The following is a 26819-nucleotide window of genomic DNA, read 5'->3' as shown; positions in this document are numbered from 1 at the left end:
TTCCACGTGGCGGCGTACTACGGGTGCTCGATCCCGTCCTCCAGCTTCTGGCCCCGCAGCAGGAACCAGGCGGCGACGGCTGCCGCGAGAAGCACCGCCGACCCGACGCCCGCGGCGGACCGCATCCCGTCGACGAACGCCTCCTGGGCCGCCGAGACCAGCGGTCCCGCCTGGGCGGCGGGCAGGGCGGTCGCCGCTTCGACGGCCCCGCCGAGCGACTCGTGGGCCGCCGACTCGACATCGGCGGGGATGCCCGCCGGGGTCGGGAAGCCCCGGTAGACGCCGGTGACGATGGAGCCGAGCAGGGCGATACCGAGGGCGGCGCCGAGCTCGTACGCCGTCTCCGAGACGGCCGACGCCGAACCGGCCTGCTCCTGCGGAACGCTGGAGAGGATGACGTCGGCGGTGACGGTGAAGGAGAACCCGGCGCCGACGCCGACGACCAGCAGCATGGAGCCGAGCAGCGGGTAGCCGGTGTGCTGGTCGAGGAGGGTCACCGTGCCCAGCGCGAGACCGACCGCGCCGAGTCCGCCCGCCACGACCGAGCGCACCGAGAACCGGCGGGCAGCGAATCCGGCCAGCAGACCGGCGGTCACCGCGCCGATGGCGGCGGGCAGTTCGGCGAGACCCGCCTCCAGCGGCCCCCGGCCCTGGACCAGTTGCAGGAACTGGGAGAGGAAGAAGACCAGGCCCGACAGGCCGAGGATGGTCAGGAGGTCGGCGAGGACGGCGCCGGAGAAGCCCCGGTGGTGGAAGAGCCGCATGTCGAGCAGGGGGGCGGGGAGGTGGAGCTGCCTGCGGACGAACCAGGTGAGCGCGCCGGCGCCGAGCACGGCCGCCACGCCGGGACCCCAGCCCAGCCCGTGCGAGGCCGTCTCCTTGATGGCGTACACGATGCCGATCATGCCGACCAGGGAGAGCCCGACACTGGGCATGTCCCACGGGCCGGGCGCGGGGTTCTTGGACTCCGGGATCAGCTTGATGCCGACGACGACGAGCACGGCCATCACGGGCAGGTTGATCAGGAAGACCGAACCCCACCAGAAGTGTTCGAGCAGGAACCCGCCGACGACCGGCCCGACCGCCGCACCCGCCGACGCCATGGCGCCCCAGATCCCGATGGCGAGGCTGCGCTCGCGCGGGTCGTGGAAGAGGCTGCGGATCAGGGCGAGGGTGGACGGCATCAGGGTGGCGCCCGCGACACCGAGCAGCGCCCGGGCCACGATCATCATCTCGGGCGTCGTCGCGTACGCGTTGAGGACGGAGACCGCGCCGAACGCCACGGCGCCGATCAGCAGCAGCTTCTTGCGGCCGATGCGGTCACCGAGGGAGCCCATCGAGACGAGCAGACCGGCGATGACGAAGGAGTAGACGTCACCGATCCACAGGAGCTGGTTGCCGGTGGGGGCGAGGTCCTCGCTGAGGAACGGGGTGGCGAGGCCGAGGACGGTCGCGTCGACGGCCACCAGCAGCACGGCGAGGACGAGCACGGCGAGCGCGATCCACCGCCCGGGGCGGCGCTCGTGGTCCGTGGTCTTCGGGTGCTGGTCGATGCTGGTCACTGCTCCACGCTCCGGCGGGCTCCGCCGAGCAGCAGCTCGACGATCATGTACTGGAAGTCCTGTGTGGCGACCCGTCCCACCTGGACGGCCCAGGCCCCGGTGCCGATGAGCCCGTAGAGGGCCTCGGTCAGCCAGGCGGGGGTGAGGTCGATACGGAATTCGCCGCGTTCCTGGCCGCGGCGGAAGAAGGCGGAGACCCGGGCGTCGGCCCGGTTCCAGCCCTCGTGGACCTGGTCGCCCTCGAAGAGCTGGTTCTCCGTGACGAGGAACGAGAGCAGGCCGGCGCTGGGCTCGACGGCCGCGATGAGGCGGCGCAGCCCCTCCTCGGAGGTGCCTTCGTCGAGCCGGGCGGCGTCCAGGGCCGCCTCGAACGCCTGGATACCGAGATCCTCCAGCGCCTTCACCAGCGCGTCGCGTCCGGCGAAGTGGCGGTGAAGGGTGGCGCGGCCGATACCGGCTGCTTTGGCGACCTCGTCCATGGTGGCGGTCGATTTGTGGGTCAGCAGGGCGGCGGCGCTGCGCAGCACCTGCTCACGGTCGAGAGTCATGAGACGAGCTTAACCCACGTGAGACACAGGCGTCTCATCGAGAGAGCGCGTGCGGTGCTCCGGGGCCTGTACTCGGTGTGCATGAGGTGCGCCGTACTCGGTGCGTGCGGTACGCCGCGAGGAGCCTGGCATCCATCGAGCGGCGGGGGCGGCAGGAGGTGAACCCACTCCTTGCCACTCTCAACTTATAGCTGATGGGGGGTCTTGCCGCAAGACCCCCCATGTGCCGCAGAATCGGCGGCCGGAGTTCCAGCCCCACCACCTCCTTACGACTGAACGGACGCCGTGCACCCCTCCCCCACCAGCGCCTTCCGCCTCCCCGACCACCTCTCCCCCAAGGCCGACCCGGCGCTGATCGCCGACGACGAGCGGCACTTCGCGGCCATCGCCCGGACCCTCGACGCGTCGATCGCCGAGCTGACCGGCCGCCTCGACGCCGAGCGCAGGGCGCCCGGCGGCACGGGACGGCAGGCGATGGACCGGGACGCCGAGATCCACCGGCTCACCGCCCGTCTGCGTACCCTGCGCCGCTTCGGGCTCGACCTGTGCCTCGGGCGGATGGTCGCCGAGGACGGCTCCGCACCCGTGTACGTCGGCCGGCTCGGGCTCACCGACAGCGAGGGCCACCGGCTGCTGGTCGACTGGCGCTCCCCCGCCGCCGAGCCGTTCTTCGGCGCCACCCACGCCACCCCGATGGGGCTGACGAGCCGCCGCCGCTACCGCTGGACCGGCGGGTCGATCAGCGACTACTGGGACGAGGTGTTCGCCCCGGACGCCTTCGCCGGGCATGCCGCGCTCGACGACCAGTCCGCGTTCATCGCGAGCCTGGGCTCCAACCGGTCGGAGCGGATGCGGGACGTGCTGGGCACCATCCAGGCCGACCAGGACGCCATCATCCGGGCGAGCTCCCGGGGCGCGCTCGTCGTGGACGGCGGGCCGGGGACGGGGAAGACGGTCGTCGCCCTGCACCGCTCGGCGTACCTCCTGTACGCGGACCCGCGCCTCGCCCAGCGGAGGGGCGGCGTCCTGTTCGTGGGCCCCTCCCGGCCCTACCTCGGGTACGTCGCCGATGTGCTGCCGAGCCTCGGCGAGGAGGGCGTCCGGACCTGCACCCTGCGGGACCTGGTGGCGGAAGGTGCGACGGCCGGACCCGAGGCCGACCCGGAGGTGGCCCGGCTCAAGGCGTCGGCGGAGCTGGTGCGGGCGGTGGAGGCGGCCGTCCGGTTCTACGAGGAGCCGCCCACCGAGCCCCTGACGGTCACGACCCCCTGGGCCGACCTCCGGCTCACCGCCGCCGACTGGGCCGTGGCCTTCGAGACCGCCGGGCCCGGCGCCGTACACAACGAGGCACGCGACCAGGTCCGGGAGGAGCTGCTCACGCTGCTGACGGAGAAGTACGACGGTGAGGAGGTCGCATCGGAGCTGGTCCGCAAGGCGGTGGGCCAGGACCGGGAGCTGGCCGCCGCCTTCGACCGGGCATGGCCCCTGCTGGATCCGACCGAGCTCGTCGGGGACCTGTGGTCGGTCCCCGCGTACCTGCGCATGGCCGCCCCCTGGCTGACCCGGGACGAGGTGCGGCTGTTGCAGCGCGCGGACGCGCAGGCCTGGACGGTCTCCGATCTGCCGGTGCTGGACGCGGCGCGGCAGCGAGTCGGTGACCCCGAGGCGTGGCGGCGCAAGCGCCGGCAGGACGCCGCCGTGGCCGCCGAGCATGCGGGCATGGCCCAGGTCATCGACGCGATCCTCGCGGACGAGACCCTGGCCGACGCGGATGTCGACAGCGAGGGCGCGCTGGTGATGCTGCACGGCCAGGACATGAAGAACACCCTGGTCGACCCGGCCGCCTCCACCGGCACGGAACCGGACCGGCTGGCGGGCCCGTTCGCGCACATCGTCGTGGACGAGGCGCAGGAGCTCACCGACGCCGAGTGGCAGATGCTGTTGGTGCGGTGCCCGTCGAAGAGCTTCACCATCGTCGGGGACCGCGCCCAGGCCCGGCACGGCTTCACCGAATCCTGGCGGGAGCGGCTGGAGCGGGTCGGGCTCGACCGGGTCGCGCTGGCCTCCCTGACCGTCAACTACCGGACGCCGGAGGAGGTCATGGCGGAGGCCGAGCCGGTGATCCGGGCCGTGCTGCCGGACGCCAACGTGCCGACCTCGATCCGTTCCGGCGGACGGCCCGTCGTCCACGGTTCGGTGGCGGAACGGGATGCGGTCCTGGAGGCGTGGCTCGACGCGCATACGGACGGGATCGCGTGTGTCATCGGCGATCCGGCGTTCCGGGCGACGCCCCGCGTGCGGTCGCTGACCCCGGAGCTGTCGAAGGGCCTCGAATTCGACCTGGTGGTGCTCGTCGAACCGGAGGCGTTCGGGGAGGGCGTCGCGGGGGCGGTCGACCGGTATGTGGCGATGACCCGCGCGACCCAGGAGCTCGTCGTCCTGACCGGCTGACGAGCTCCTGGGGCCGGGCGGGGCCGCGCGTGCTCAGTGCCAGGGAAGGGCCGCGCGGTGGCGCCAGTACGACTCCGGCTCCTCCACCAGGGCCTCCAGCCGGTCCCGCTGCTCCTCGTCCAGGTCGACGACGGGTGCGTGCAGGTTCCCGGCGAGCTGGGTGACGGTGGCGGCGCCGGAGAGGACGACCCCGGCCCAGGGCTGGTGCAGGACGAGCGCCAGGGCCACCGCGTCGCCGCCCACCCCCGCGTCGGCGGCGATCTCGCGGAACACGGCGGGCGCCTCGTCTCCGGCCAGCCGCCCGTTGGCCATGCCCTCCTTGACGATCACGGTGAGCCCGGCCTCGTGGGCCTCGGCGAGAGCAGGGGCGGCCGAGGTCTCCAGGGCGTTGTAGGTGGCCTGGACCGTACGGAAGAGGGGGTTGCCGTCGACGGTGAGCGCGAGCGCGGCCCGGATGGCGTCGGCCTGGTCGGGGCCGCTGGTGGAGAAGCCGACGGCGACCCCCTCGGCGGCGAGGGCGGCCAGGCGCTCGTGGAGTTCCTTGTCGGCGAGGGCCGGGCTGTCGGGGGTGAGCGAGTGGATCTGGTAGAGGTCGAGCCGGTCGCCGAGGAGTTCGCGGGTCTCGGCGCGCTGGCGCTCGAAGGTGGCGAGGCTGTGGTCCTTGACCTCGTGGGCCTCGGCCTCGGTGCGCCAGTCGGCGGTGTAGGTGTACCCCCACTTGGAGCCGACGACGAGGTCGGTGAAGGAGGGCCGGGCGTCCAGCCACTCCCCCAGGAACTCCTCGGCCCGGCCGTAGGAGCGGGCCGCGTCGACGTACCGGACGCCCTGCGCGTACGCCGCGTCCAGCAGCTCGTGCGTACGGGCGCGCAGGTCCTCCACGTCCCGGCCGTCGGGGAAGTCCTGGTCCCGGTGGAGGTTGATGTATCCGGGCCTGCCGACGGCCGCGAGACCCAGTCCGATGTGGGCGGTCGGGGTCGTCGCGGTGGCCAGGGCGGTGAAGGGCATCGCGGGCTCCTCGGGGTCGGTTGCGGATACTCCTACCCCGGTCAACGTAGCCCGCGACACCTTTCGTACACCTGCGACGACACCGTACGTACCGCTGCTCGGCCCTCCGGCCGGCTACCGGCGGGCGGTCGCCCAGGCGTTCTGCGCCTCCAGGTCCTTCTTCACCTCGGCGAGCTGTACGGCGACGGCGGAGGGGGCTGTTCCGCCCCGGCCGTTGCGGGAGGCGAGGGCGCCACGCACGTTGAGGACGGTGCGGACCTCCGGGGTGAGGTGCTCGGAGATCTTCGCGAACTGCTCGTCGGTGAGCTCGTCGAGCTCGATGCCGTGCTGCTCGCACTCCTTGACGCAGGCGCCCGCGACCTCGTGCGCGACCCGGAACGGCACGCCCTGCCGGACCAGCCACTCCGCGATGTCGGTGGCGAGCGAGAAGCCGGCGGGGGCCAGCTCCTCCATGCGCTCGCGGTTGACGGTGAGGGTGGCCATCATGCCGGTGAAGGCGGGGAGCAGGACTTCGAGCTGGTCGCAGGAGTCGAAGACGGGCTCCTTGTCCTCCTGGAGGTCGCGGTTGTACGCGAGCGGGAGGGCCTTCAGCGTGGCGAGCAGCCCGGTCAGATTGCCGATGAGGCGGCCGGACTTGCCCCGGGCCAGCTCCGCGATGTCCGGGTTCTTCTTCTGCGGCATGATCGAGGAGCCGGTGGAGAAGGCGTCGTGGAGGGTGACGAAGGAGAACTCCTTCGTGTTCCAGATGATGACCTCCTCCGCGATCCGGGAGAGGTTGACGCCGATCATCGCGGTGATGAACGCGAACTCGGCGACGAAGTCCCGCGAGGCGGTGCCGTCGATGGAGTTGGCGACCGAACCGTGCTCGAAGCCGAGGTCGGCGGCGACCGCCTCCGGGTCCAGCCCGAGCGAGGAGCCGGCGAGCGCCCCGGAGCCGTACGGGGAGACGGCCGTCCGCTCGTCCCACTGGCGCAGCCGCTCGGCGTCCCGGGACAGCGACTGGACGTGGGCGAGCACATGGTGGGCGAAGAGCACCGGCTGGGCGTGCTGGAGGTGGGTGCGGCCCGGCATCGCCACGTCCGGGTGGGCCTCGGCGAGGCCGACCAGCGCGCCCTGGAGGTCGGCGATGAGGCCGCCGATGATCCGGGCGTGGTCGCGGAGGTACATCCGGAAGAGGGTGGCGATCTGGTCGTTCCGCGACCGGCCGGCCCGCAGCTTGCCGCCGAGGTCGGGGCCGAGCCGCTCCAGGAGCCCGCGCTCCAGGGCGGTGTGGACGTCCTCGTCGGCGATGGTCCCGGTGAACGAGCCGTCGGCGACATCGGCTTCGAGCTGGTCGAGGCCTTCCTGCATCCGGGTCAGCTCGTCCTCGGTGAGCAGGCCCGCCTTGTTGAGGACGCGGGCGTGGGCGCGGGAGCCGGCGATGTCGTACGGCGCGAGCCGCCAGTCGAAGTGGACGGAGGCCGACAGCTTGGCCAGCGCCTCGGCCGGTCCGTCGGCGAAACGCGCGCCCCAGAGCCGGACGTCACCGTTGTTGCTGCTCACTGCGTGCTCCTCAAAAAAGCAAAGGCAAAGGCCAAGGCGTCGGCCCAGGTGCGGATATGCGGCCGCCTCCCTGCCGCGTGCGGACGGGGAGGCGGCTGTACAACGAGAGGGGTCAGGCGAGGTCGCGCTTGGCCGCGATCTTCGAGGAGAGACCGAAGAGCTCGATGAAGCCCTGCGCCTTGGACTGGTCGAAGGTGTCGCCCGAGTCGTAGGTGGCGAGGTTGAAGTCGTACAGCGACTCGTCGGACTTCCGGCCGGTGACGACGGCGCGGCCCGCGTGCAGGGTCATCCGGATGTCACCGGTGACGTGCTGGTTGGCCTCGTTGATGAAGCCGTCCAGGGCCCGCTTCAGCGGGGAGAACCACAGGCCGTCGTAGACCATCTCGCCCCAGCGCTGCTCGACCTGCCGCTTGTAGCGGGCCAGCTCGCGCTCGACGGTGACGTTCTCCAGCTCCTGGTGAGCGGTGATCAGCGCGATCGCGCCGGGCGCCTCGTACACCTCACGGGACTTGATGCCCACGAGCCGGTCCTCGACCATGTCGATCCGGCCGATGCCCTGAGCACCGGCCCGCTCGTTGAGCTGCTGGATCGCCTGGAGAACGGTGACGGGACGGCCGTCGATGGCGACCGGCACGCCCTCCTTGAAGGAGATGACGACCTCGTCGGCCTCGCGCGGGGTGGCGGGGTTGGAGGTGTACTCGTAGATGTCCTCGATCGGCGCGTTCCAGATGTCCTCCAGGAAGCCCGTCTCGACGGCCCGTCCGAAGACGTTCTGGTCGATGGAGTACGGGGACTTCTTGGTGGTCGCGATCGGGAGGTTCTTCTCCTCGCAGAAGGCGATCGCCTTGTCCCGGGTCATCGCGTAGTCGCGGACCGGGGCGATGCACTTCAGGTCGGGGCCGAGCGCGGAGATACCGGCCTCGAAGCGGACCTGGTCGTTGCCCTTGCCGGTGCAGCCGTGGGCGACGATCCCGGCGTTGTGCTTCTTGGCGGCGGCGACGAGGTGCTTGACGATCGTCGGCCGGGAGAGGGCCGAGACCAGCGGGTAGCGGTCCATGTAGAGGGCGTTGGCCTTGATCGCCGGGAGGCAGTACTCCTCGGCGAACTCGTCCTTGGCGTCCGCGACCTCGGCTTCGACGGCACCGCAGGCGAGCGCGCGCTTGCGGATGACGTCCAGGTCCTCGCCGCCCTGGCCGACGTCCACGGCAACGGCGATGACCTCGGCGCCCGTCTCCTCGGCGATCCAGCCGATGGCGACGGAGGTGTCCAGGCCGCCCGAGTAGGCGAGTACGACGCGCTCGGTCACGGGTTTCTCCTTACGGTGCAATCACTGATGGGTATAACTATGCGGCCCTCCGTATGGTTTGTCAAAGCAGCAGGTCAGGTGGGGTGAGCACGGTCGCGCGAGCTGCCCGCACTCACTTGCGGGCGATGGTCCACGCGCCGCCACCGGACGCGTCGGCCTCACCCAGGGCGGGCCATGCGGTCGCGTCGAGCGTGAAGGCGTCGAGGAGGTAGGCGGAGACCGCGCCGGCGACGAGGGCGACGCGGGCCGGGTCCTCGTCGGTGGTCTCGGCGGCCATCTCGCCGGCCAGGCCGCCCAGGGTGTGCTCACCCTCGGCGATGGCGAGCAAGGCCTTCGGGGACGGGCTGAGGTGGTAGGCGTCGGTGAACCACTCCGGGCCCCGGGTGGAGAGCTGCGACTGGTCCTTGCCGCCCGCGACGACCAGGGCCGGGGTGGTCATGGTGGAGTAGTCCGGCCGCATGAACGGAAGGTGCTCGGCGGCGAACGGGGTGAGCGTGTCGCCGGTTCCGGTCGCCGCGATCAGCGCGCCGGCCGAGACCGCCGGGTGGGAGAAGTCCTCGCCGGGAACGCCGTCGGCGTCGAGCACCCGCGCACCGAGGATCGCACCGGCACTCTGGGCGCCCCAGGAGTGGCCGACGACCGCGACGCGCCCCCGGTCGACGCGGGACTCCAGGCCGCCGGCCTGGCGCAGGATGTCGCCGAGGCCGTCGAGGACCGCATGGAGGTCGGCGATCCGGACGCGCCAGATGGTGGCGAAGCGCGGGTCCTCCCATCCGATGCCGTTGCGGCGGGAGTCCAGGTGGGTGGGCTGCACCACGACGAACCCGGCGGCGGCCCACCGGTCGACGAGGGGCTCGTATCCATCCAGGGACCAGGCGTTGCCGTGGGAGAACACGATGACGGGCAGGCCCTGGCCCGACAGCGGGGCCGTGACCTTCACCTGGAGGTCGAGGCCGCGACCGGGCGCGGGGACGGCGATGGGCTTGACCGCGACGACGGGCCGGGCGAGGGGGCGGGAAGACATGGGGGACCTGCGCTTTCTCCATGGTGGAGCTCTGCCATAATTTGGCGGAGCATCGTTCCGCCAATTTAGCGGAACATTGTTCCGCGAGCAATGGAGGATCCCGTGCCGGAACCGGTCGGAGCACGCCGAGCCCAGGCGCAGCGCACCCGCAGCGGCGTGCTGGCGGCAGCTTCGGCGGTCTTCGTGGACCAGGGGGTCCAGGCCCCCGTCCGCGACATCGCCGAACGCGCCGGTGTGGGCGTGGGGACGATCTACCGGAACTTCCCGACCCGGGCGGACCTCGTCACCGCCGTCTACCGGCACCAGATCGACACCTGCGCCGCCCTCGCGCCCCAGCTCCTGGCGGAATCGGCCTCCCCGTTCACCGCTCTCACCGTCTGGGTGGACGCGTTCGTGGAGTTCCTGGTGACCAAGCACGGCCTGGGCGCCGCCCTGGGGTCCGACGATCCGGGGTTGGAGAACCTCCACGCCCTCATGCTCGACACCCTGGTCCCGGCCTGTGCGACGCTGCTCGACGCCTGCGCCGCCGCCGATGAGGTGAGCCCCGGCATCAGCGCCTACACGCTCATGCGCGCCATCGGGAACCTCTGCATCACCGGCCCCGACTACGAGCGGGCCGACGCCCGGCGCATGGTCGCGACGCTTCTCGCGGGATGCCACCGCCCGGCCTAGCGAACAAACCCGGGCCGGCTTTCGGTGCCTCGCGCGGCTTCCCGTGCATCGCGCGGAGAGGCGGCCGCTGGGCCGTACGGAGCAGGTCCGGTGGGCGGCCGGGTGCGGTCGCCGTACGGTCCGGAGCATGCGCCGACGATCTCTCCCGACCTTCGCCGTCCTGCTCGCTCTGGCCCTGGGCTCCCTCGGGGCCGCCACCGCCTCCGACGTACCGCCCCTGCCGTACCGGCTGGCGGACACCGGCGGCGGCTCCCAGCTCATCACCGCCGAGGCACCGGACACCACCTCCACCACCGGCACGGTGACCTGGTGGGAGCGGCGCGGGGGCAGGTGGGTGGCGGCGGGGTCGGCGCCCGCGCGGTTCGGGGCGAACGGGCTGGCCGATGGCGCGACCCGCGAGCAGGGCACCAGCACCACCCCCACCGGCCTCTACGACCTGCCGTACGCCTTCGGGATCCAGGAGGCCCCGGCCGGGACGCGGTACGCCTACCGCGAGGTGAACGAGGACTCCTGGTGGTGCCAGGACAACGCCTCGGCGTCGTACAACCGTTGGGTGGAACCACGCCCCGCCGACTGCCGGGCGGACGAGGCCGAGCACCTGGTCTCGTACGGGACGCAGTACGCCCACGCGCTGGTGATCGGCTTCAACTACGAGCGTCCGGTACGCAATCGGGGCGCCGGGATCTTCCTGCATGTCAACGGGCGCGGGGCGACGGCGGGTTGTGTGTCCGTGCCCGCCGACGCCATGGCGGAGATCCTGGCGTGGGCGGACCCGGAGCGGCGGCCGCACATCGCGGTCGGGACCAGCTCGGGCCCGACCGCGATCACGCGCTATTAGAAGAGGTCACCGGTCGTTCTGAGCGAGCCTCAGCAGGTGGTCGGCGAGCGCCTGGCCGCCGGCCGGGTCGCGGCTGATGAGCATCAGCGTGTCGTCCCCGGCGATGGTGCCGAGGATGTCGTGCAGTTCGGCCTGGTCGATGGCCGAGGCGAGGAACTGCGCGGCGCCCGGCGGCGTACGGAGCACCACGAGGTTGGCCGATGCCTCCGCCGAGATGAGCAGTTCGGCCGAGAGCCTGCGCATCCGCTCCTCCTTGGCGGAGCCGCCCAGCGGCGCCTGCGGGGTGCGGAATCCGCCCTCGCTGGGCACCGCGTAGATCAGCTCGCCGCCGGTGTTGCGGATCTTGACCGCGCCCAGCTCGTCGAGGTCGCGGGAGAGCGTCGCCTGGGTGACGCTCAGCCCGTCGTCGGCGAGGAGCTTGGCCAGCTGGCTCTGCGAGCGGACCGGCTGCCGGTTCAGGATGTCCACGATCCGGCGGTGGCGGGCGGTGCGGGTCTGCGGCACGGACGGCCCGCCGTGCTCGGTTTCCTGCGCCTCGGTCATCGTCGTCGCCTCATTCTCCGGAGGGTCATGCTCCGGATCGTCCGTCCCCGTGTGCCGCGTCGAGAGCTCCCGGCAGGATCTCCAGGAACGCGTCCACCTCCGCGTCACCGATGATCAGCGGCGGCATGAGCCGTACGACATCGGGGGCGGGCGCGTTCACCAGGAGGCCGGCTCCCTGGGCCGCCTGCTGCACCTGCGGTGCGAGGGGTCCGGTGAGCACGATACCCAGCAGCAGGCCACTGCCGCGGACATGGGAGACCAGGGGGTGTCCCAGCGCCTCCACCCCGTCGCGGATCTTCTCGCCGAGCCGCTTGACCTCGTCGAGGGCGCCGTCGGCCGCGAGGGTGTCCAGGACGGCGAGTCCGGCGGCGCACGCGATCGGGTTGCCGCCGAACGTGGTGCCGTGGTGACCCGGCTTCAGCAGGTCGGCCGCCGGGCCGAACGCGACGGTCGCGCCGATCGGGAGGCCGCCGCCGAGTCCCTTGGCGAGCGTGACGAGGTCAGGCTCCACGCCCTGGTGGGCCTGGTGCTCGAACCACTGGCCGCAGCGGCCGATCCCGGTCTGCACCTCGTCCAGGACGAGCAGCGTGCCGGTGGCGCGGGTGATCTCCCGGGCCGCCTCCAAATAGCCCTTGGGCGGGACGACGACGCCGTTCTCGCCCTGGATCGGCTCGATGATGACCAGGGCGGTGTCGGTGGTCACCGCTGCGCGCAGGGCGTCCACGTCTCCGTACGGCACATGCGTGACATCACCGGGCAGCGGGACGAACGGCTCCTGCTTGCCGGGCTGGCCGGTCAGCGCGAGCGCGCCCATGGTCCGGCCGTGGAAGCCGCCGTCGGTGGCGACCATGTGACCGCGCCCGGTGAGCCGGCCGATCTTGAAGGCGGCCTCGTTGGCCTCGGCTCCGGAGTTGGCGAAGAAGACCCGGCCCGGCCGGCCGAACAGCTGGAGCAGCCGCTCGGCGAGCGCGACCGGCGGCTCCGCGATGAACAGGTTCGATACGTGGCCGAGCGAGGCGACCTGGGTGGAGACGGCCTCGACGACGGCCGGGTGGGCGTGGCCGAGGGCGTTGACCGCGATGCCGCCGACGAAGTCGAGGTAGCGGGTGCCGTCCTCGCCCCAGACGTACGCGCCTTCGCCGCGGACGAGCGGCAGGCGGGGCGTGCCGTAGTTGTCCATCAGCGCGCCCTGCCACCGCGAGGTGAGTCCGCTGCTGTCGGTACCGGTCATGATTCCCCCAGTTCAGGCCCTGTGTGTACGTCGATGGGGGCGTCCGGCACGACCATCGTGCCGATGCCCTCGTCGGTGAAGATCTCCAGCAGGATCGAGTGCTGGACCCGCCCGTCGATGACGCGGGCGGTCTCGACGCCGTTGCGCACGGCGTGCAGACAGCCCTGCATCTTGGGGACCATGCCGCTGGACAGCTCGGGCAGCAGCTTCTCCAGCTGACTGGCGGTCAGCCGGCTGATGACGTCGTCGCTGTTGGGCCAGTCCTCGTACAGCCCCTCCACGTCGGTGAGGACCATCAGCGTCTCGGCGTTCAGGGCGGCGGCGAGCGCGGCGGCCGCGGTGTCGGCGTTGACGTTGTAGACGTGGTGGTCGTCGGCGGAGCGGGCGATGGAGGAGACGACCGGGATGCGGCCGTCGTCGAGCAGCGCCTGGATGGCCCCGGTGTCGATGGCGGTGATCTCGCCGACCCGGCCGATGTCGACGGACTCGCCGTCGATGGTGGGCCGGTGCTGGGTGGCGGTGATGGTGTGGGCGTCCTCGCCGGTCATGCCGACGGCGAGGGGGCCGTGCTGGTTGAGGAGGCCGACCAGTTCGCGCTGGACCTGTCCGGCGAGCACCATCCGTACGACGTCCATCGCCTCGGGGGTGGTGACCCGCAGCCCGGCCTTGAACTCGCTGACCAGGCCCTGCTTGTCGAGCTGGGCGCTGATCTGCGGGCCGCCGCCGTGCACGACGACGGGCTTGAGCCCGGCGTGCCGCAGGAAGACGACGTCCTGGGCGAAGGCGGCCTTCAGCTCCTCGTCGATCATGGCGTTGCCACCGAACTTGATGACGACGGTCTTGCCGTTGTGCCGGGTCAGCCAGGGCAGCGCCTCGATGAGGATCTGCGCCTTCGGGAGTGCGGTGTGTTTCCGCGCGGCGCTCATGAGCTGTACGCGCTGTTCTCGTGGACGTAGTCCGCGGTGAGGTCGTTGGCCCAGATGACGGCGGACTCGGTGCCGGCGGCGAGGTCTGCGGTGATCTTGACCTCCCGGTAGCGCATGTCGACCAGGTCGCGGTCCTCGCCGACGCCGCCGTTCTTGCAGACCCAGACGTCGTTGATGGCGACGTTGAGCTGGTCCGGCTCGAAGGCCGCCTTTGTCGTGCCGATGGCGGAGAGGACACGGCCCCAGTTGGGGTCCTCGCCGTGGATGGCGCACTTGAGGAGGTTGTTACGGGCGATGGACCGGCCGACCTCGACGGCGTCGTCCTCGGTGGCCGCGTTGATCACCTCGATCCGGATGTCCTTGGAGGCGCCCTCGGCGTCCCCGATGAGCTGCCGGGCGAGGTCGTCGCAGACGGCCCGTACGGCTTCCGCGAACGCGCCCTGCTCCGGGGTGATGCCGCTGGCGCCGGAGGCGAGCAGCAGCACGGTGTCGTTGGTGGACATGCAGCCGTCGGAGTCGACCCGGTCGAAGGTGGTCCGGGTGGCGTCGCGGAGGGCGGCGTCCAGCTGCGGGGCGGGCACATCGGCGTCGGTGGTGAGGACGACGAGCATGGTGGCGAGGCCGGGGGCGAGCATGCCCGCGCCCTTGGCCATGCCGCCGACGGTCCAGCCCTCGCCGCCCGCGACGGCCGTCTTGTGCACGGTGTCGGTGGTCTTGATGGCGATGGCGGCCTTCTCACCGCCGTGCTCGCTGAGGGCGGCGGCGGCCTGCTCGATGCCGGGGAGCAGCTTGTCCATGGGGAGCAGGATGCCGATGAGCCCGGTGGAGGCGACGGCCACCTCTCCCGCACTGTGCCCCTCCAGCACCTCGGCGACCTTCTCGGCGGTCGCGTGGGTGTCCTGGAACCCCTTGGGACCCGTACAGGCGTTGGCGCCACCGGAGTTGAGGACGACGGCGGTGACCTCGCCGCCCTTGAGGACCTGCTCGGACCAGAGGACCGGGGCAGCCTTGACACGGTTGGAGGTGAAGACGCCCGCGGCGGCGCGACGGGGCCCGTGGTTGACCACGAGGGCCAGGTCCGGGTTACCGCTCTCCTTGATTCCGGCGGCGATGCCCGCCGCCGAGAATCCCTGTGCTGCCGTGACGCTCACGGTGCAACTCCGATCGTCGTGAGACCTGTGTCCTCGGGGAGCCCGAGGGCGATGTTCATGCTCTGCAGGGCGCCGCCCGCGGTGCCCTTGGCGAGGTTGTCGATGGCGGTGACGACGATGATCCGCCCGGCGGCCTCGTCGTACGCGACCTGGACCTGTACGGCGTTGGAGCCGTACACCGCGGCGGTGGCGGGCCACTGCCCCTCGGGCAGGAGGTCCACGAACGGCTCGTCCGCGAACGCCTTCTCGTACACCGCGCGCAGGGACTCCGCGCTCACGCCCGGCTCGGCCTTCGCGCTGCACGTGGCGAGGATGCCGCGCGGCATGGGCGCGAGGGTGGGCGTGAAGGAGACGGTGACGGGCTGCCCGGCGGCGGCGCTGAGGTTCTGGATCATCTCGGGGGTGTGGCGGTGCCCGCCGCCGACGCCGTACGGGGTCATGTTGCCCATCACCTCGGAGCCGAGCAGATGCGGCTTGACCGCCTTGCCCGCACCCGACGTGCCCGACGCGGCGACGATGACGGCCTCCGGCTCGGCGATACCGGCCTCGTACGCCGGGAAGAGCGCGAGGGACACGGCGGTCGGGTAGCACCCCGGCACCGCGATCCGCTTCGACCCGGCGAGCGCGGCCCGCCCGCCCGGCAGCTCGGGCAGCCCGTAGGGCCAGGTCCCGGCGTGCGGGGACCCGTAGAACGTCTCCCAGTCCCCCGCGTCCTTCAGCCGGAAGTCGGCCCCCATGTCGACGACGAGGACCTCGTCCCCGAGCTGCTCGGCGACGGCGGCGGACTGCCCGTGCGGCAGCGCCAGGAAGACGACGTCGTGCCCGGCGAGCACCTCGGCGGTGGTGGGCTCCAGCACCCGGCCGGCCAGGGGCCGCAGGTGCGGCTGGAGTGAGCCGAGCGTCTGCCCGGCGTTGGAGTGGCCGGTGAGGGCACCGATCTCGACGCCGGGGTGCGCCAGCAGGAGTCGGAGCAGCTCACCGCCGGCGTATCCGCTCGCCCCTGCCACCGCTGCGCGTACCACCATCGGAACCCTCCTCGTCGATGGCATGACTATACGCAGCGTCGCACTTTTATGCAATCAGGGGCACCCTGATTATCCCCGGGGCACGTCGAGCCTGGACTCAAGGCAGGACTCAAGGCAGGGGGAGACGGGGCACCTCCCTGGCGTTCTCCCAGTGCCGGTCGAAGTACGACTTGAAGTACGCTGCGGCCTCGCTGTCCTCGATGCGCATGCCCTGGACCCGGTCGCCGACGGTGAAAGCGAGGAACACCGCGCTCATGTCCATGATGGCCATGCTCATAAGGTCGGCCTTGATGGGCCAGGTCACCTGGCGGATGCTGTAGCTGCGCAGGTGACGGGTCTGTTCCCGGTGCCGTGATGTCCAACTGGCATACCCTCTGGACGAGCCGAGGCAGAACAGACGCCGTACCGATCCGCCGTTGTCCGCCCAGTCGAGTACCGCCTGGAAGTATTCCGAGAATGCGGCAGACGACGCACTGAAATCATCCGGCGTCTCAAGCCGCATGTACCAGGCGTCCATATGGCTGGGGCTGCGGTCGACGAGATAGTCGATCTCCGCCCTGTAGAAGGACGCCGCGTCCGGATAGTGCTCTATACGTGACGAGTTCACCTGGTCGAAGTCGCGCCGCAGCGATTCGACCTCGGCTCGGAGATCGGCCAGCTCCTGCCGCGACTCGGTGAGCGGGACGAGGGAGCGCAGGATCGCGTATACCGCCGTGAACAAGAAGGGCATCTGCCAAGCAGCGGACAGCCCGAAGAGCGCGGCAGTCACTGATCCGCAGACGGCGACCAGACAAGCGACGGCCAGCCCTCGCTGATCCCAGCGCTCCAACAGGTTCCCCGGCCTCGGCGTCCGCGAACCGACCATGCATGCCTCACAGACTTTCGGCGCCACCTACGTCCCGTGGGAGAGCCCGTACAGTTCCATGCCCTGGGCGTACCGGCTTCAACCGCGCCCGGCTCGGCGAACGCAACACGCTCGCCGGCTGCGACGGATGGCCCCCTCGGCGATCTTCGCCGGCGCCCCACCCCGCGTACCCTTTCCCCGTGCCCGCCCCGTCTCCGCATCGCGTCGCCGTCCTCGTGCTGGAGGGGGCCAAGCCGCTCGACGTCGGTATCCCCGCGCAGGTGTTCACGACCCGCGCGAGCATGCCGTACGAGGTGAGGGTCTGCGGCGCCGAATCCGGTCTCGTGACCGGCGGTGACGGCCTGTCGTACTCCGTGGCGCACGGTCTGCGCACCCTTGAGTGGGCCGACATCGTCTTCGTCCCCGGCTACCGGTTTCCGGACCGTGAGGACCCGCCGCAGGCCGTCGTCGACGCGCTGATCCGGGCTCATGACCGGGGGGCGCGGCTCGCCGCCATCTCCACGGGCGCTTTCGCGCTCGCCGCCACGGGGCTGCTCGACGGCAAGCGCGCCACGACGCACTGGCACTACACGCGGGCCCTCGCGGCGAGGCATCCGCTCGTCCGGGTCGACGAGAACGTCCTGTTCGTCGACGAGGGCAGCGTGCTCACCTCGGCCGGCGCCGCCTCCGGCATCGACCTGTGCCTGCACATCCTGCGCGGCGACCTCGGGGTGGCCGCGTCCAACCACGCGGCCCGGCGGCTGGTAGCGGCCCCCTACCGGAGCGGCGGTCAGGCGCAGTACGTGCCGCGCAGCGTGCCCGAGCCGCTCGGTGAGCGGTTCGCCGCCACCCGGGAGTGGGCGCTGCACCGGCTCGGCGAGCCCCTCACCCTCGACACCCTCGCACGGCAGGCGGGGGTGTCGCCGCGCACGTTCTCCCGGCGGTTCGTCGAGGAGACCGGCTACACACCGATGCAGTGGGTGATGCGCGCCCGCATCGACGTGGCGCGCGAACTGCTGGAGCGCTCGGAGCGGAGCGTCGAGCAGATCGCCGCCGACATCGGGCTCGGCACCGGCGCCAATCTGCGGCTGCACTTCCAGCGCATCCTCGGCACCACACCGAGCGAGTACCGGCGTACGTTCACGCGCGGCGCGTAGGACGCCCGGCGCCGCATGGCGCGCCCGGCACGGCGTGGCTCGCCCCGGCACCCGCTTGGCGCGATCCTTTTGAACCGTGGCGATCCCGCCACTGTCAGCCGCGTCGGCCGCGAGCGAGCCTGGTGGGGAACGGAAGGGACACCATTCATGACTCGCATCGCCATCAACGGATTCGGCCGCATCGGACGCAATGTGCTGCGCGCACTGCTGGAGCGCGACAGTGCCCTTGAGGTCGTCGCCGTGAACGACCTGACGGAGCCCGCCGCTCTCGCCCGGCTGCTCGCCTACGACAGCACGGCCGGTCGGCTCGGGCGCCCGGTGACCGTCGACGGGGACACCCTCGTGGTCGACGGCCGCCGCATCACCGTGCTCGCCGAGCGCGAACCGGCGCAGCTGCCGTGGGCCGAGCTCGGCGTCGACATCGTGCTGGAGGCGACCGGCCGCTTCACCTCGGCTAAGGCTGCCCGCGCGCACCTCGACGCGGGTGCGAAGAAGGTACTCGTCAGTGCGCCGGCGGACGGCGCCGATGTCACGCTCGCGTACGGCGTCAACACCGACGCGTACGACCCGGCGGCGCACACGATCGTCTCGAACGCCTCCTGCACGACCAATGCGCTCGCACCGCTGGCGAAGGTGCTCGACGACCTCGCCGGTATCGAGCACGGCTTCATGACGACGGTGCACGCCTACACGCAGGAGCAGAACCTCCAGGACGGCCCGCACCGCGACGCGCGCCGCGCCCGCGCCGCCGCCGTCAACATCGTGCCGACCACGACGGGTGCCGCCAAGGCGATCGGCCTCGTGCTGCCGAACCTCGACGGCAAGCTGTCCGGCGACTCGATCCGCGTACCGGTTCCGGTGGGATCGATCGTCGAACTCAACACGACCGTCGCCCGCGACGTGACGCGCGAGGACGTGCTGGCGGCCTACAGCGCCGCCGCACAAGGCCCGCTCGCCGGCGTACTCGAGTACTCGGACGACGCGCTCGTGTCGTCCGACATCACGGGCAATCCCGCCTCGGCGATCTTCGACTCGGCTCTCACCCGCGTCGACGGCCGCCACGTCAAGGTGGTCGCCTGGTACGACAACGAGTGGGGCTTCTCGAACCGCGTGATCGACACGCTCGAACTCCTCGCCGGCCGCTGACCGTACCCCGGGGGCGGACGGACCGCCCCCGGGGCTCGTCGCACGGTCCAGGTCCCGGACGCCCTCTCGCCCTGGCCGGGCGAGAGGGCATTAGCGTGAGCCCATGATCGTATGGCTCAACGGCACCCATGGCGCAGGCAAGACGACGACCAGTGCACTCGTGCAGCAACTCCTTCCGGATTCGCGGGTGTTCGACGCCGAGAAGGTCGGCGAGACGCTCATGGACATCACGCCGGCGCTGTCCCGGACGGACAACTTCCAGCACTGGCCGCCGTGGCGGTCGCTCGTGGTCGAGACCGCCCGCCAGGTGCTCGACTACACCGGCGGCACTCTGGTGATGCCCATGACCGTCCTGGTCGAGCCGTACTGGCGCGAGATCAGCAGCGGCCTCGCCCGACACGCCATTCCCCTACGGCACTTCGTGCTCCACGCCGACCAGGAGACCCTCCGCGGGCGCATCGAGGGGGACACGGACATGGGCCCCTCCGCCTTCCGCGTCCGGTACCTGGAGCCCTACGCCGAGGCGGCCCGCACCTGGCTGCACAGCGCGGCCGAGGTCGTCGACACCACGCACCTGACGCCTGCGGAGGCCGCCGAGCGGGTCGCGGGAGCCGTCAGGTCGTAGCGTACGAGGGCTCTGTCGACCTGTTCGCCGCTGCGCCGGACGTACGCCATCCGCTCGCGGCGAAGAGCACGGCAAGGTCCGCTCCCCTCAACTGCGGACCCGCCGTGCTCCTCATCCTTGGGCGAAGCCGCTCACCCGAGAATCAGCGGGCGTTGGCGAATCGCTTGAACGCCGCCTGGGTGCCCGGTCCGGCGACGCCGTCGATCGCGCCGGTGTAGCCGTAGTGCGCCTTCAGCCAGCGCTGGAGGGCCTTGACCGTGTTGGGTCCGACGACTCCGTCGATGGAGTCGTTGTAGTTGGCGGCCGACCTCAGGAAGCGCTGGAACGCCTTCCAGCTGTTGGTGCCGAGCTGGCCGTCGATGGCGCCCGTGTAGTTCCAGGAGCGTGCCAGCCAGCGCTGGACCTCCTTCGCCTGTGCGTTGCTCAGGCCGAGGTTGACGACCGCGAGCGGCGCGACCTGCTGGGCGCTGACCGCCGGGGCCTGCTGGGCCGGCGTCGCCGCGAAGCTGGTGCCCGCCGCCGTCATCGTTCCGGCCGCGATACCCACGGCGGTGGCGACACTCACGAACGTCCTCGTCATGGCTCGCATGTACGTTGCCTCCCCTGTTCGGAGCCGACCGCACCGGCCGGCTGACGACAACCCTGCGGGACGGGGGGCGTGGGCCACCACCGCTGCCGGGGAAGTGACGCAACCCCGGGAATTCCCACCCTCTGACCTGCTGGGACGTCGTCCGCGGTATCTGTCCGACGGGACGTCGGGATGCGAGGGATGCGAGGGACACGGGGGGCGCTGAGGAGGGCTGGGACGAGCGGTCGTACGGGGGTGGGCGTCCGGTTCTAGCGGCCGCGCGGCTTTCCGCGCTTGCCCGTGGGCTTGCCGCCCTTGGGGGTTCCCGCGCGGCGGCCCGTGGCCGCCTGCTTGCGCGCGGAGCCGGTCGCCGTGCCCGCCCGCTTGGCCTTCGCCTTGGCCTTCTCCTTCGCCGACGGCTGCGGCGGGGTGGCCGCGCGGCCCCGGGTGCTGTTGACCGTGCGCCCTCGGACGATGCCGATGAACTCCTCCACCAGGTCGGGAGTGGGCTCCTCCTGCGGCCACGACAGGGCCACGCGGGACTCGGGGGCCTCCAGGACCGGCCGGTAGGTGAGGTCCTTGCGGTGGTGCAGGCGGGCCAGGGACTGCGGGACGAGGAGCACGCCCACGCCCGCCGCCACCAGCTCGATGGCGTCCGCCGTGGAGGCAGGGCGTTCGATCGCGGGGCGGCCGGGGAGGGTCTCCCAGTCCAGGACGTCGTCGAGCGGGTGCAGGACGATCTCGTCCGCCAGATCGGGGAGCGTGATCTCCTCCGCGGCTGTGGCGGCGTGGTCCTTGGGGATCACCACGACCGTCGTCTCGGTGTAGAGGGGGATCGCGCTGAGGACGTCCCGGTCGACCGGGAGCCGTACGAGTCCGGCCTCCGCGCCGCCGTCCGCCAGCAGCCGGCCCGCGTCGGCCGGAGGGACCTGGATCAGCTCCAGCGGGGTGCCGGGCAGTCGCTCGTGCCAGACCCTCACCCACTTGGTCGGCGTCACGCCGGGGACGTACGCGAGCCTGAAGGATGAGGGGATGTCCGAGCCTGTCACGGGTTCAGGCTACCGGTCCGTGGTCGGAGGTATGTCCTGTGGTCGATACCCTGGACCCATGACGTCGCACAAGACCGCCCAGACCATGAAGCCCGCCACCGCGGCGAAGAAGCTGGGTGTGTACCTCCAGGCCACCCCCGCCGAGTTCCAGGAGGGTGCCGTCTCGCGCACCGAGCTCAACGCCCTCCAGACCGACCCGCCCGCGTGGCTGGTCGAGCTGCGCCGCACCGGACCGCACCCCCGCCCGGTGGTCGCGGCGAAGCTCGGCATCTCCATCGCGGGACTCGCCCGCGGCGGGATCACCGACGCCCTCACCACCGAGCAGGTCGACGCCCTCAAGGACGAGATGCCCGAGTGGCTCCAGAAGGAGCGGGCCACCCAGGCCGAGGTCCGCAAGGAGGCCGCCCGCATCAAGGAGCGCAACGCGGAGCGCGCCGCCCGGTCGAACTGACCGCGGCCCACGGAAGAGACCGGAAAGCCCGGCCGACGCATCGCGTCGGCCGGGCTTCCTGCATGCCGGGAGCACGCCGGGCCCGAAGGCCCTGCTTCGGTCAGAGAGCGCCGGACTCGGCGATGGTGACCTTGGCGCGGGTGCGGCCGCTGGAGGAGCCGAGCGCCTCGATCTTGCGGACGAGCTTCATGCTGTCGTCGTCGGCGACCTCGCCGAAGACCACGTGCTTGCCGTCCAGCCACGGGGTGAGCACCGTGGTGATGAAGAACTGCGAGCCGTTGGTGTTCGGGCCGGCGTTGGCCATCGAGAGCAGGCCCACGCGGTCGTGCTTGAGCTTGAAGTTCTCGTCGGCGAACTTCTCGCCGTAGATGCTCTTGCCGCCGGTGCCGTCGCCGCGGGTGAAGTCCCCGCCCTGGAGCATGAAGTCGGTGATGACGCGGTGGAAGGACGAGCCGGCGTAGCCGAAGCCCTTCTCGCCGGTGGCGAGCGCGCGGAAGTTCTCCGTCGTCTTGGGGACGACGTCGTCGAACAGGTTGAACGTGATCCGCCCTGCGGGCGCGTCGTCGATGGTGATGTCGAAGTAGACCTTGGTTGTCATGGTGACATCCTCACATTCCTGGCAACCGCAGGCGAAACCCGGGTTGGGTCGGCGGTGTGGAATGCCGTGTTCCGATCATCGCCGGGCGGTGTCCCCGACGGCCGCGTACACCGCGTTCACCAGGGCCGTCTTCCGTGGGTCGTCCGCCACGCCGGAGCCCATCCGGTTCATGACGTACCCGAGGGCGATTCCCGCGTCCGGGTCGGCCAGACCGCAGGAACCGCCCGCGCCGTCGTGGCCCATCGCCCGCGGGTCGGGGCCGTAGGAGCGGTTGCGGCCGCTCAGCCAGAGACCGAGGGCGATCTCCGTCTCATGGGCGAAGGCGTCGCCGAGAACCAGGTCGCGGCAGGCGCCCTGGCTCTCGCGGACCCGTTCGGCGGCCTGCTCGGAGAGGATCCGGTGGCCGTCGAGGCTGCCGCGTCCGGCGAGGACCCCGTAGAGCGCGGCGATGGCGCGGGCGGTGCCGTGGCCGTTGGCGGCGGGGATCTCGGCGGCGCGCCACCCGGGCGTGTTGGCGGCGGCCCGGCCGGTGGGCGGGTTGAGCAGGGAGGCGACGGCCACCGGCGCCATCCGGGCCAGCAGCGCGGCCTGGGCGTCGCGGTCGGCGCGTTCCTGGACGAGTTCGGCGAGCCGGTGGGTCTCCTTCTCGGGGAGGCCGAAGGTGAAGTCGATGCCCAGCGGTCCGGTGATCTCCTGCCGCAGGAACTCCCCGGGCAGCATCCCGGTGACCCGGCGGACCACCTCGCCGACGAGGAATCCGTACGAGATCGCGTGGTAGCCGGACCGGGTCCCGGGCTCCCACATGGGCGTGGTGGCGGCGAGCCGGGCGCAGGTCAGCTCCCAGTCGTACAGCTCGTCCAGGGTGTGGGGGGTGCCGACTCCGGCGACCCCGGAGCGGTGGGAGAGGAGGTGGCGTACGAGGACGGACCCCTTGCCGTTCGCCGCGAACTCCGGCCAGTACGTCGCCACGGGGGCGTCCAGGTCGAGCAGCCCCCGGTCGGCCAGGATGTGGGCGCAGAGCGCGGTGGGGCCCTTGCCCGTGGACCAGACGTTGACGACGGTGTCCCGCTCCCAGGGGCGGGTGCGGGCCGCGTCCGCCCAGCCGCCCCAGAGGTCCACCACGGGGACGCCGTCGGCGAGGACGGTGACCGCCGCGCCCAGTTCGCGGCGGGCGGTGAAGTTCTCCTCGAAGGCGTCCCGGACGCCGGTGAAGCGGTCGTCGCAGTGGCCGTGGATCTGCGGCACCTGGGCTCCTTCGGTATGTGGCGGGACCGATGCCCCTGCAACGTACCGACCGGTCGGACCGGTGGGAAGGGAGCGTGCCCGCCGGAGCCGGGCGTCAGCGGACGCCGGACTCCAGGCTCAGGCTCCAGCGGCCGGGCGCGCCCGCGAGCGTGATCGTGGAGAGCGGGCGGACGTCCACGTTCCAGTACGCCGTCGGCGGCACGTTCAGCGCGTAGACCAGGGCCGCGCGGATCACGGCGGGTTCGGCGACGGCGACGATGAACCCGTCGCAGGCCGGGCGGGTGTCCAGCCAGCCCCCGATCCGCCCGATGAAGGCGAGGAGGGATTCGCCGCCGTGCGGGGAGCCGCCCGGGTCGGCGAGCCAGGCGGCGACGGCGGCCGGTTCGCGGGCGGCGACCTCGGCCAGGGTCATCCCGCGCCAGCGGCCCATGTCGCAGTCGCGCAGGGCGGGTTGGACCATCGGGGCGTAGCCGAGTGCATCGCCGGTGGCACGGCTGCGCGGGGTGGGCGAGCAGTAACGCAGTTCGGCCGCCCCGAGCGGGACCAGGGTGTGGGCGACGAGCTGCACCTCGTGCCAGCCGGCCTGGTCGAGCGGCCGGTCGTCGTCGAAGCGCTCGGCCAGGCGGGGCGACGTGCGCGCCGCCGCGACCAGGGTGACCCGATGCGTCATGGCGGGATGCGTCATGGCCGGATCGTGGTGCCGAACGCCTGTCCGGTCAAGAGGGCCCCGGCCTCACCCCGGTCAGGTGTGCCGGACGGCGCCGGGGCCCGGAGCCCGTCGTACGCCGCACGGAGCCGGCGCACGCCCTCCGCGATCTCGGCCGCCCCGGAGACCGCGGCGAAGCTCAGCCGTACGTGTCCCGCCGGGGGTTCGGCGCAGAAGTACGGACTCCCCGGGGCGATGGCGACCGAGGCGCGCAGGGCGGCGGAGGCGACGGCCGCCTCGTCGGGGCCCGTCCCCGCGCCGGTCGCCGGGATCCGTGCCCAGAGGCTGCCGCCGCCCGCCGGCACGTGGGGCAGGGCGAACTCCGGCAGCCCGGAGCGGAGGGCAGCGGCCATCACCGTACGGCGGCTCCCCAGCTCCGCCGCCACCGCGGCCAGGTGGCGGCCCCACGACGGGGAGCCGACGAGTTCGAGCGCGGCCTCCTGGAGCGGCCTCGGTACGAAGAAGCTGTCGACGACCTGGATGGCGCGCAGGCGCTCCAGCACCGGGCCCCGAGCGGCCAGCGCGCCGACCCGGAGGCTCGGCGAGGTGACCTTGGTGAGCGAGCAGACGTGGACGACCACCCCGTCGGGGTCGTCGGCGGCCAGCGGCGCCGGGAGCGGCCCGGCGTCCTCGTGGACGAGCCGGCGGGCGAAGTCGTCCTCGATGACGAACGCCCCGGCCGCCCGGGCGATCGCCAGGACCTCGGGCCGGCGGGCGGGGGCGAGGGTGGCTCCGGTGGGGTTCTGGAAGAGCGGCTGGGTGACGAGGACCCGGGCGCCGGTGGCCCGGAAAGCGTCGGCGAGCAGCTCGGGCCGGACCCCGTCCGCGTCCATCGGGACGGGGACCGGGCGCAGCCCCGTGGCGCGGGCGACGGCGAGCATGCCGGGGTAGGTGGGCGACTCCACCAGGACCGGGGCGCCGGGCGGGGCGAGGGCGCGCAGGGCGGTGGCCAGGGCGCTCTGGCCACCCGCGGTGATCAGGACGTCGGCGCCGGAGAGGGCCGGGCCGATCTCGCGGGCGAACCAGGACCGCAGTTCGGGCAGCCCGTCCGTGGGCGGGCGGCCCCAGGCACCCGGGCGGCGGCCGGCCCGGGCGAGGGCGGCGGCCAGGGCCCGCTCCGGCTGGAGGGAGGCGTGGAGGTAGCCGCCGTTGAACTCGATGGTGCCGGGCGGTGGTGCGGCGAGGGTGGCCAGGACCCCGGAGGCGTCGACCGTACGGGGCACGACCTCGGGTCCGCCGTCGCCGCTCAGCGACACCTCCTGCCAGGACGTGTCACCGGGGGCGGGCACCTCGGCACGCGGCTCGGCCCGGAAGGCGCCGGAGCCGGGGCGGGTGGTGACGAGCCCTTCGGCGGCGAGCTGGGCGATGGCGCGGGAGACGGTGACCGGGCTGACCCGGAAGCGTTCGACGAGCGCGCGGCTGGACGGCAGCTTTCCGCCGGGTGAGTAGCGGTTGAGCTCGGCCCGCAGGGAAGTGACCAGTTCGGCGACGCTGCTACGCTCTTGCATGAGAGCACAGGATAGCGCTACCAGGTCCGGAACGATAGCGGTCGATGCCGGTACGGAGGGTACGGAGACCTCCCCGACACCCGCCCTGGACGCGGCCCCGCACACCACCGAGGCCCCCACCCCGCACACCGCACAGGCCCCCGCCCGCCGTGGCACGCTCCTCGCCGCGCTCGGCGTCGTCGCGTTCTCGCTCACTTTCCCCTCCACCGCCTGGGGCCTGGAGAGCTTCGGCCCCTGGTCCCTCGTCGCCCTGCGCTCCACGCTCGCCGCCCTGATCGCGGGCGGCTTCCTGCTGGCGGTCCGGGCACCGGTGCCCGCGCGCCGCCACTGGGGCGGGCTCGCGGTGGTGGCGGGCGGTGTGGTGATCGGGTTTCCACTGCTGACGACCCTCGCCCTCCAGACCTCCACCACCTCGCACGCGGCCGTGGTCGTGGGGCTGCTGCCGCTGACGACGGCGGTGCTGGGGTCCCTCCGTACCGGCGAACGCCCTTCCCGTACGTTCTGGGTCGCGGCCCTCGCCGGGGCGGCCGTCGTCATCGGCTTCACCGTGCAGCAGAGCGGCGGCGCCCTGACCTCGGGCGATCTGTATCTCTTCGGCGCGCTGCTGGTGTGCGCGGCCGGGTACACGGAGGGCGGCCGGCTGGCCCGGGTGATGCCGGGGTGGCAGGTGATCGGCTGGGCGCTGATCCTGTGCCTGCCGCTCGCGGTCGCGGGCAGCGCGGTGGCCGTGCCGCTGGAGCCGGTCCACCTCACCGCGCACGGCGTCCTCGGCCTGGTCTGGGTGGCCGCCGGATCGACGTTCTTCGGGCTGTACGTCTGGTACAAGGGCATGGCCGAGATCGGTGTCCCCCGGGCCAGCCAACTCCAGCTCGCGCAGCCGCTGCTGACGCTGGCGTGGTCGTTCCTGCTGCTCGGCGAGGAGGTGTCGGCGGCGGCTCCGCTCGCGGCGGTGGCGGTGCTGGTCTGCATCGCCGCCACCCAGCGGACGGGCCGCCGGGGCCGGTCGGCGCCGCGTTCAGCAGGGGAAACCGGGCCCGTACGGTCATAGACTTGGCTGTACGGACAGGCGGGGACCGTCACCGTGAGGAGGTCACTCCC

At 72.2% G+C, this 26819-nt stretch carries 26 protein-coding genes; 8 read left to right on the top strand and 18 right to left on the bottom strand.

The window, feature by feature from the left end; genetic code table 11:
* Positions 1-17: 17 nt before the first annotated feature.
* Positions 18-1562, bottom strand: coding sequence for an MFS transporter (locus tag R2B67_RS30850; protein ID WP_317822565.1), 1545 nt, complete (start codon positions 1560-1562; stop codon positions 18-20).
* Positions 1559-2110: a TetR/AcrR family transcriptional regulator gene (locus tag R2B67_RS30845; RefSeq protein WP_018515276.1), complete on the bottom strand. Its 552-nt coding sequence runs from the start codon at positions 2108-2110 to the stop codon at positions 1559-1561. Before R2B67_RS30845 ends, R2B67_RS30850 begins: the two co-directional genes overlap by 4 nt.
* A 285-nt stretch (positions 2111-2395) precedes the next feature.
* Here R2B67_RS30845 and helR point away from each other — a divergent pair, with 285 nt between their 5' ends.
* Positions 2396-4561: an RNA polymerase recycling motor ATPase HelR gene (helR, locus tag R2B67_RS30840; RefSeq protein WP_317822564.1), complete on the top strand. Its 2166-nt coding sequence runs from the start codon at positions 2396-2398 to the stop codon at positions 4559-4561.
* A 33-nt stretch (positions 4562-4594) separates the two neighbouring features.
* On the opposite strand, the gene R2B67_RS30835 is transcribed toward helR, so the two are convergent.
* From R2B67_RS30835 to R2B67_RS30820, 4 genes are all read right to left on the bottom strand, one after another.
* Positions 4595-5566: an aldo/keto reductase gene (locus tag R2B67_RS30835; RefSeq protein WP_317822562.1), complete on the bottom strand. Its 972-nt coding sequence runs from the start codon at positions 5564-5566 to the stop codon at positions 4595-4597.
* A 114-nt stretch (positions 5567-5680) separates the two neighbouring features.
* Complete coding sequence (gene argH / locus R2B67_RS30830) at positions 5681-7108, bottom strand: argininosuccinate lyase (RefSeq protein WP_317822561.1); 1428 nt, start codon at positions 7106-7108, stop codon at positions 5681-5683.
* A 112-nt stretch (positions 7109-7220) separates the two neighbouring features.
* Positions 7221-8414 (bottom strand): argininosuccinate synthase, encoded by a 1194-nt coding sequence (locus R2B67_RS30825; RefSeq protein WP_015607439.1) that lies wholly within the window; start codon positions 8412-8414, stop codon positions 7221-7223.
* A 112-nt stretch (positions 8415-8526) separates the two neighbouring features.
* The gene (locus tag R2B67_RS30820; RefSeq protein ID WP_317822560.1) at positions 8527-9438 is read right to left on the bottom strand and encodes an alpha/beta hydrolase family protein; all 912 of its coding nucleotides are present in this window, start codon (positions 9436-9438) and stop codon (positions 8527-8529) included.
* Positions 9439-9540: 102 nt separating this feature from the next.
* Here R2B67_RS30820 and R2B67_RS30815 point away from each other — a divergent pair, with 102 nt between their 5' ends.
* Together R2B67_RS30815 and R2B67_RS30810 are read left to right on the top strand one after the other, a co-directional pair.
* Complete coding sequence (locus R2B67_RS30815) at positions 9541-10110, top strand: TetR/AcrR family transcriptional regulator (protein ID WP_237324980.1); 570 nt, start codon at positions 9541-9543, stop codon at positions 10108-10110.
* Positions 10111-10237: 127 nt separating this feature from the next.
* The gene (locus R2B67_RS30810) at positions 10238-10948 is read left to right on the top strand and encodes a L,D-transpeptidase family protein (protein WP_317822559.1); all 711 of its coding nucleotides are present in this window, start codon (positions 10238-10240) and stop codon (positions 10946-10948) included.
* Positions 10949-10954: 6 nt separating this feature from the next.
* Here the strand turns inward: R2B67_RS30810 and R2B67_RS30805 are convergent, their stop codons facing one another.
* The 6 genes from R2B67_RS30805 to R2B67_RS30780 all read right to left on the bottom strand — a co-directional run bounded on the left by R2B67_RS30805 (position 10955) and on the right by R2B67_RS30780 (position 16653).
* Positions 10955-11491 (bottom strand): arginine repressor, encoded by a 537-nt coding sequence (locus tag R2B67_RS30805; RefSeq protein WP_018515284.1) that lies wholly within the window; start codon positions 11489-11491, stop codon positions 10955-10957.
* A gap of 25 nt (positions 11492-11516) precedes the next feature.
* Complete coding sequence (locus R2B67_RS30800) at positions 11517-12722, bottom strand: acetylornithine transaminase (protein WP_109977014.1); 1206 nt, start codon at positions 12720-12722, stop codon at positions 11517-11519.
* Entirely contained in the window at positions 12719-13648 is a 930-nt protein-coding gene (gene argB, locus R2B67_RS30795) for an acetylglutamate kinase (protein WP_018515286.1), read from the bottom strand. The genes R2B67_RS30800 and argB overlap by 4 nt, the downstream gene beginning before the upstream one ends.
* Positions 13645-14799 carry a bifunctional glutamate N-acetyltransferase/amino-acid acetyltransferase ArgJ gene (argJ, locus tag R2B67_RS30790; protein WP_109977016.1) on the bottom strand — a complete coding sequence of 385 codons (1155 nt, stop codon included), beginning with the start codon at positions 14797-14799 and terminating at the stop codon, positions 13645-13647. Before argJ ends, argB begins: the two co-directional genes overlap by 4 nt.
* The gene (argC, locus tag R2B67_RS30785; RefSeq protein WP_317822555.1) at positions 14796-15824 is read right to left on the bottom strand and encodes an N-acetyl-gamma-glutamyl-phosphate reductase; all 1029 of its coding nucleotides are present in this window, start codon (positions 15822-15824) and stop codon (positions 14796-14798) included. The genes argJ and argC overlap by 4 nt, the downstream gene beginning before the upstream one ends.
* A gap of 109 nt (positions 15825-15933) precedes the next feature.
* Entirely contained in the window at positions 15934-16653 is a 720-nt protein-coding gene (locus tag R2B67_RS30780; RefSeq protein WP_317822554.1) for a hypothetical protein, read from the bottom strand.
* A 215-nt stretch (positions 16654-16868) separates the two neighbouring features.
* On the opposite strand from R2B67_RS30780, the gene R2B67_RS30775 reads away from it, so the two are divergent.
* The 3 genes from R2B67_RS30775 to R2B67_RS30765 all read left to right on the top strand — a co-directional run bounded on the left by R2B67_RS30775 (position 16869) and on the right by R2B67_RS30765 (position 19596).
* On the top strand, positions 16869-17825 hold the full coding sequence (locus R2B67_RS30775; protein WP_317822552.1) for a GlxA family transcriptional regulator: 957 nt from the start codon (positions 16869-16871) through the stop codon (positions 17823-17825).
* Between the two features lie 147 nt (positions 17826-17972).
* On the top strand, positions 17973-18971 hold the full coding sequence (gene gap / locus R2B67_RS30770; RefSeq protein ID WP_317822550.1) for a type I glyceraldehyde-3-phosphate dehydrogenase: 999 nt from the start codon (positions 17973-17975) through the stop codon (positions 18969-18971).
* Between the two features lie 103 nt (positions 18972-19074).
* Positions 19075-19596, top strand: coding sequence for an AAA family ATPase (locus R2B67_RS30765; protein WP_317822548.1), 522 nt, complete (start codon positions 19075-19077; stop codon positions 19594-19596).
* A gap of 142 nt (positions 19597-19738) precedes the next feature.
* Here the strand turns inward: R2B67_RS30765 and R2B67_RS30760 are convergent, their stop codons facing one another.
* Together R2B67_RS30760 and R2B67_RS30755 are read right to left on the bottom strand one after the other, a co-directional pair.
* Positions 19739-20185, bottom strand: a complete 447-nt coding sequence (locus tag R2B67_RS30760) for a peptidoglycan-binding domain-containing protein (RefSeq protein ID WP_026242070.1) — start codon at positions 20183-20185, stop codon at positions 19739-19741.
* Positions 20186-20433: 248 nt separating this feature from the next.
* Positions 20434-21213, bottom strand: coding sequence for a LysR family substrate-binding domain-containing protein (locus R2B67_RS30755; RefSeq protein ID WP_109977019.1), 780 nt, complete (start codon positions 21211-21213; stop codon positions 20434-20436).
* Between the two features lie 58 nt (positions 21214-21271).
* Between R2B67_RS30755 and R2B67_RS30750 the strand changes: the two genes are divergently transcribed.
* On the top strand, positions 21272-21664 hold the full coding sequence (locus tag R2B67_RS30750) for a DUF5997 family protein (protein ID WP_018515295.1): 393 nt from the start codon (positions 21272-21274) through the stop codon (positions 21662-21664).
* Positions 21665-21764: 100 nt separating this feature from the next.
* On the opposite strand, the gene R2B67_RS30745 is transcribed toward R2B67_RS30750, so the two are convergent.
* The 4 genes from R2B67_RS30745 to R2B67_RS30730 all read right to left on the bottom strand — a co-directional run bounded on the left by R2B67_RS30745 (position 21765) and on the right by R2B67_RS30730 (position 25721).
* Positions 21765-22262 carry a peptidylprolyl isomerase gene (locus tag R2B67_RS30745; RefSeq protein WP_317822546.1) on the bottom strand — a complete coding sequence of 166 codons (498 nt, stop codon included), beginning with the start codon at positions 22260-22262 and terminating at the stop codon, positions 21765-21767.
* 75 nt (positions 22263-22337) lie between these two features.
* Positions 22338-23507 carry a serine hydrolase domain-containing protein gene (locus R2B67_RS30740; protein ID WP_317822545.1) on the bottom strand — a complete coding sequence of 390 codons (1170 nt, stop codon included), beginning with the start codon at positions 23505-23507 and terminating at the stop codon, positions 22338-22340.
* Between the two features lie 94 nt (positions 23508-23601).
* Positions 23602-24177 (bottom strand): histidine phosphatase family protein, encoded by a 576-nt coding sequence (locus tag R2B67_RS30735; RefSeq protein WP_161268629.1) that lies wholly within the window; start codon positions 24175-24177, stop codon positions 23602-23604.
* An 11-nt stretch (positions 24178-24188) separates the two neighbouring features.
* The gene (locus tag R2B67_RS30730) at positions 24189-25721 is read right to left on the bottom strand and encodes an aminotransferase-like domain-containing protein (RefSeq protein ID WP_317822544.1); all 1533 of its coding nucleotides are present in this window, start codon (positions 25719-25721) and stop codon (positions 24189-24191) included.
* On the opposite strand from R2B67_RS30730, the gene R2B67_RS30725 reads away from it, so the two are divergent.
* The gene (locus R2B67_RS30725; RefSeq protein ID WP_317822543.1) at positions 25720-26769 is read left to right on the top strand and encodes a DMT family transporter; all 1050 of its coding nucleotides are present in this window, start codon (positions 25720-25722) and stop codon (positions 26767-26769) included. The two genes, R2B67_RS30730 and R2B67_RS30725, sit on opposite strands and share 2 nt — an antisense overlap.
* The last annotated feature ends 50 nt before the right edge of the window (positions 26770-26819 follow it).

Source organism: Streptomyces cyaneofuscatus (genome assembly GCF_033109485.1).
GTDB classification, from domain to species: domain Bacteria; phylum Actinomycetota; class Actinomycetes; order Streptomycetales; family Streptomycetaceae; genus Streptomyces; species Streptomyces cyaneofuscatus.
The sequence above is the reverse complement of the archived record's forward strand: the minus strand, read 5'-3'. Positions and strand labels throughout refer to the sequence as shown.

Excerpts from the sequence above, each read along its gene's own strand:
- R2B67_RS30810 (WP_317822559.1), top strand. The coding sequence starts at position 10,238 with ATGCGCCGACGATCTCTCCCGACCTTCGCCGTCCTGCTCGCTCTGGCC.
- R2B67_RS30820 (WP_317822560.1), bottom strand. The coding sequence starts at position 9,438 with ATGTCTTCCCGCCCCCTCGCCCGGCCCGTCGTCGCGGTCAAGCCCATC.
- argB (WP_018515286.1), bottom strand. The coding sequence starts at position 13,648 with ATGAGCGCCGCGCGGAAACACACCGCACTCCCGAAGGCGCAGATCCTC.
- R2B67_RS30845 (WP_018515276.1), bottom strand. The coding sequence starts at position 2,110 with ATGACTCTCGACCGTGAGCAGGTGCTGCGCAGCGCCGCCGCCCTGCTG.
- R2B67_RS30835 (WP_317822562.1), bottom strand. The coding sequence starts at position 5,566 with ATGCCCTTCACCGCCCTGGCCACCGCGACGACCCCGACCGCCCACATC.
- R2B67_RS30800 (WP_109977014.1), bottom strand. The coding sequence starts at position 12,722 with ATGACCGGTACCGACAGCAGCGGACTCACCTCGCGGTGGCAGGGCGCG.
- argC (WP_317822555.1), bottom strand. The coding sequence starts at position 15,824 with ATGGTGGTACGCGCAGCGGTGGCAGGGGCGAGCGGATACGCCGGCGGT.
- R2B67_RS30735 (WP_161268629.1), bottom strand. The coding sequence starts at position 24,177 with ATGACGCATCGGGTCACCCTGGTCGCGGCGGCGCGCACGTCGCCCCGC.
- R2B67_RS30745 (WP_317822546.1), bottom strand. The coding sequence starts at position 22,262 with ATGACAACCAAGGTCTACTTCGACATCACCATCGACGACGCGCCCGCA.
- R2B67_RS30750 (WP_018515295.1), top strand. The coding sequence starts at position 21,272 with ATGACGTCGCACAAGACCGCCCAGACCATGAAGCCCGCCACCGCGGCG.
- R2B67_RS30765 (WP_317822548.1), top strand. The coding sequence starts at position 19,075 with ATGATCGTATGGCTCAACGGCACCCATGGCGCAGGCAAGACGACGACC.
- gap (WP_317822550.1), top strand. The coding sequence starts at position 17,973 with ATGACTCGCATCGCCATCAACGGATTCGGCCGCATCGGACGCAATGTG.
- R2B67_RS30725 (WP_317822543.1), top strand. The coding sequence starts at position 25,720 with ATGAGAGCACAGGATAGCGCTACCAGGTCCGGAACGATAGCGGTCGAT.
- R2B67_RS30760 (WP_026242070.1), bottom strand. The coding sequence starts at position 20,185 with ATGCGAGCCATGACGAGGACGTTCGTGAGTGTCGCCACCGCCGTGGGT.
- R2B67_RS30805 (WP_018515284.1), bottom strand. The coding sequence starts at position 11,491 with ATGACCGAGGCGCAGGAAACCGAGCACGGCGGGCCGTCCGTGCCGCAG.
- R2B67_RS30730 (WP_317822544.1), bottom strand. The coding sequence starts at position 25,721 with ATGCAAGAGCGTAGCAGCGTCGCCGAACTGGTCACTTCCCTGCGGGCC.